Genomic DNA, 3,105 nt, shown 5'->3' with positions numbered 1-3,105 from the left:
TCCAGCGCATACAAAAAGCCGTCCGCCACGCTCACCAGCACCTCGAGTTGCGGATCGGTGTCCACGTTGGCGGCGATCACCCGGTCCACCGGATAGTAGAAGTTGTACGCCCAGCGCAGCGAGCCGTTCTCGGCGTTCAGCGCATACAGGTAGCCGTTCTCTGAAGCGGCCAGGATTTCGTCCTTGCCGTCGCCGTCCACGTCCGCCACGGCCAGGTCGTGGATCGTGCCAAAGCGACCCGCTCCAGGGCACAACGCCTCCAACGTGGCAAGCTGCGTGCCGAGGTAGGACACCGGGATGTTGATGTCGGTCTGGCACGTGCCGGTGTTAAACGCCATCCCCAGCGCGCGGGTGTAAATGTCGTTGCCGGTCACGCCCGACATGGCTCCCAGCACCCCGCCGACGCGGTACAGGATCTCCAACCCCCCTTCGCTCAGGCTGGCGTCGGCCAGCGCAGTGACACCGTGTGAACCTAATATCTGGCGAGTGAAGGCTATGGGAAAGGCCGGGGTGTATTCGGCCACGCGGAAGAAGCCATCATTGCTTGCTGCGTAGATCGCCTCGATCGTTGCGTCGCCGTCCACATCCCCCAGCATGGGCTGATGCACCCAGTTCATGCTGCTGCTGGCGATCAGCCCGCCGGTATTGCCCTTGACGATGGCGCTGCTGAAGCCGTTTGCGCCCCAGGCAATGTCATCCAGGCTGTCGCCATCTGCATCTCCCACCGCTCCTGGGTTGGTGGCATTGGCTTGCAGCGTTACGCTTACGCCCCACAGCGGGCTGAGCGTCGCCCCGACGCGGCGCAGCATCACAGTGGGGCGATCAGGATACAATCCCAGCGAAACAAAAAGCTCCAGGCCGGCGTCGTTGGAGAAGTCGCCCACTGCCTGCAACGACGGAAAGTCAGGGGCGTTTGGGAACGTCCCACTGGCCAGCGCCGTCTCCGCCCCCCCAATCGGGTCTTTGCTCAGCAAGACCAGCGTGTAGGTCGGCGCCGCGCTCGCGTCCACCAGTGGATACTCCCACAGGCCGGCGCCGTCCACGTTGAGCGGATGCCAGTAACGGATCACATTGCCGCCCCTCGACCAGTTCACCTTGGGCGCGGCGGCCTGGGTGGCGGTGTAGGGGTCGAGGTTTTGCAACAGCCCCTGCGCCGTCACCAGCACCACCTCGTTCTTGGTATCCCCGTTGGTGTCCACCACATAGGGCCGCACCACGCCGCTGGCTGCATACATCCTGCGCTGCACCTGAAAGGCGCCGTCCAGGTAATAGGCATAGCCATCGTTGCAGCTCAGCAACAGCTCGGCTGCCCCGGCGCTGCCCACCCCTCCCACATAGGCCACGCTGCAGCCGGTGTTTGGCGGCGGTGTGAAGCGGCGCACTTCGGCGCCGGTGTCGCCCCGCCGCGCCACAATTTCCCCGTATTCTTCCATCAGCACATCAGGCACCCCGTTGCCGTCAAAGTCGGCCGTGAAGCGCGGCTGACGCATTGTTCGATCCGGCGGGGTGGATAATGCCTGCCCGGCCAAAACTACAGGGACAGGCGTGCTCCACTTTAAGCTCAGGCTGCCTGCGCTCCAGTCGTACGCCCGCACCACGGCGGCCGCTGCGATATCCTTCCCCGGGCGGTCGCACAGCAACAGCTCGTCATATCCATCCCCGTCCACATTTGCAACAGCATAAAAATAGCCCACCCAACTTGAAAACATTATCTGGCTCCAACGGCACAAGGCCCGGCCGGTGAGCGTCTGCGACACCGCGCCGGTCGCGCCGTTGATGATTTGAGTCTTCCACTGAGCTGAGCTGGTGTCATAATACGACCAGACCAGCTCACGCACGCCGCCGTCCAGGTCGGCCACCACCGCCTCTGAGGCAAAACTGTCCACATTGGTGCGCGTCAGCACCCACACCGGGGTGATGACATACCCAGGCGCCGGACCGACTTGGTGCAACGCCAGGAGGACGCTATCTGAATAATAATGATGTGCCCACTGCGACACAATCTCGGCGCCAGGGGAGGCCGGCAGCACGTCGGCCAGAAGGGTGGTGGGATAAATGCCCTCCGCGATGGCGATCGGCTGCGTCGTGGAGGTCCAGCCGGTGTTCACCACGAACAGCGCCTTGCCGCCCTCACGGGCATACACTGCCTCGCGCTGGCCGTCGCCGTTGACATCGCCCACGGCCGGCCTGCGCGCTGACCATCCTCCAAAGCTCAGCGTCGCCGCCAGTTGTGGGGAGGTCGCGCCGGCCGCATACGTGAAGACGCTAGGCGTGAAACCAGCACCATAGCCCGATTCGAACACCTCCATCTTGCCGTCGCCGTTCATATCTGCAACAAGGGGCAGATAAGCATCACTGGGTGGTTCCTGGATCACGGATAGGGTTTGACCGCCGGCGCCGGACAGGGCATATATCCGCCAGTGGGCGGCCTGGGTTGCCCAGGCCAGCACTTCGGTGTCGCCGTCTGCATCCACATCGCCGGCAAATAGAATGGAATTCAAGCCCGGGAGCAAATCGCTCATCCATAGCAGTTGGGCGGTGCGGGGATCGAAGGCGCGCACGCGCCCGCCGGCCGCAACGATCACCTCCGGCTGGCCGTCGGGCAGGCCGCCCGGGCCGGTGATATCCTCCACCCAGGCCCCCGGCGCGCCGCCTACGGGATACGACCACTTGATCGCCGGCTGGCTGATGTTCGCGCTCGCCACAGCCGGCGGCACGCGGTTGGTGCGCTGCATGTCGTAGCGGAAGAACGGCCAGCTCCCGGCCGGGGGGATCGGGGCAGCCTGGGCCGGCCGGGCCGGCATCGCGCCCCATACGCTAGCCAGCAACACCCCGCTGGCCAACACTAAACCCAATCGTCGTCGCGTTTGCATTGCTTTTACCTCCTTCGGCATATCTAGCCTCTTTCAGCAGCGCAACCACTGCACTTCTTTGAGCGATGGCCCGCCCAAGCAGCCATCACGCGACAATTCTAATGCCTTCAGGCGTCGCAGCGCAAGGTCACAAATAGGACAAAATAACGTAACGCCCAGGCCCAGCGCGCCTCACCCTCGCCCGAACGTCGCCGTTGCCCAGGCTGCAATCTCCCCCGCCCGATAGTGCCCA

General features: G+C 64.2%; 1 protein-coding gene. It reads right to left on the bottom strand.

Going from position 1 to position 3,105, the window contains the following annotated elements:
* Positions 1-2,873 (bottom strand): FG-GAP repeat domain-containing protein (locus GXH28_RS15445; RefSeq protein ID WP_169239910.1); only part of this gene is annotated, 2,873 nt, incomplete at its 3' end.
* Positions 2,874-3,105: the final 232 nt, after the last annotated feature.

It is taken from the genome of Candidatus Roseilinea sp. NK_OTU-006, from assembly GCF_012931985.1.
Classification (GTDB): Bacteria; Chloroflexota; Anaerolineae; order J036; family Brachytrichaceae; genus JAAFGM01.
The sequence above is the reverse complement of the archived record's forward strand: the minus strand, read 5'-3'. Positions and strand labels throughout refer to the sequence as shown.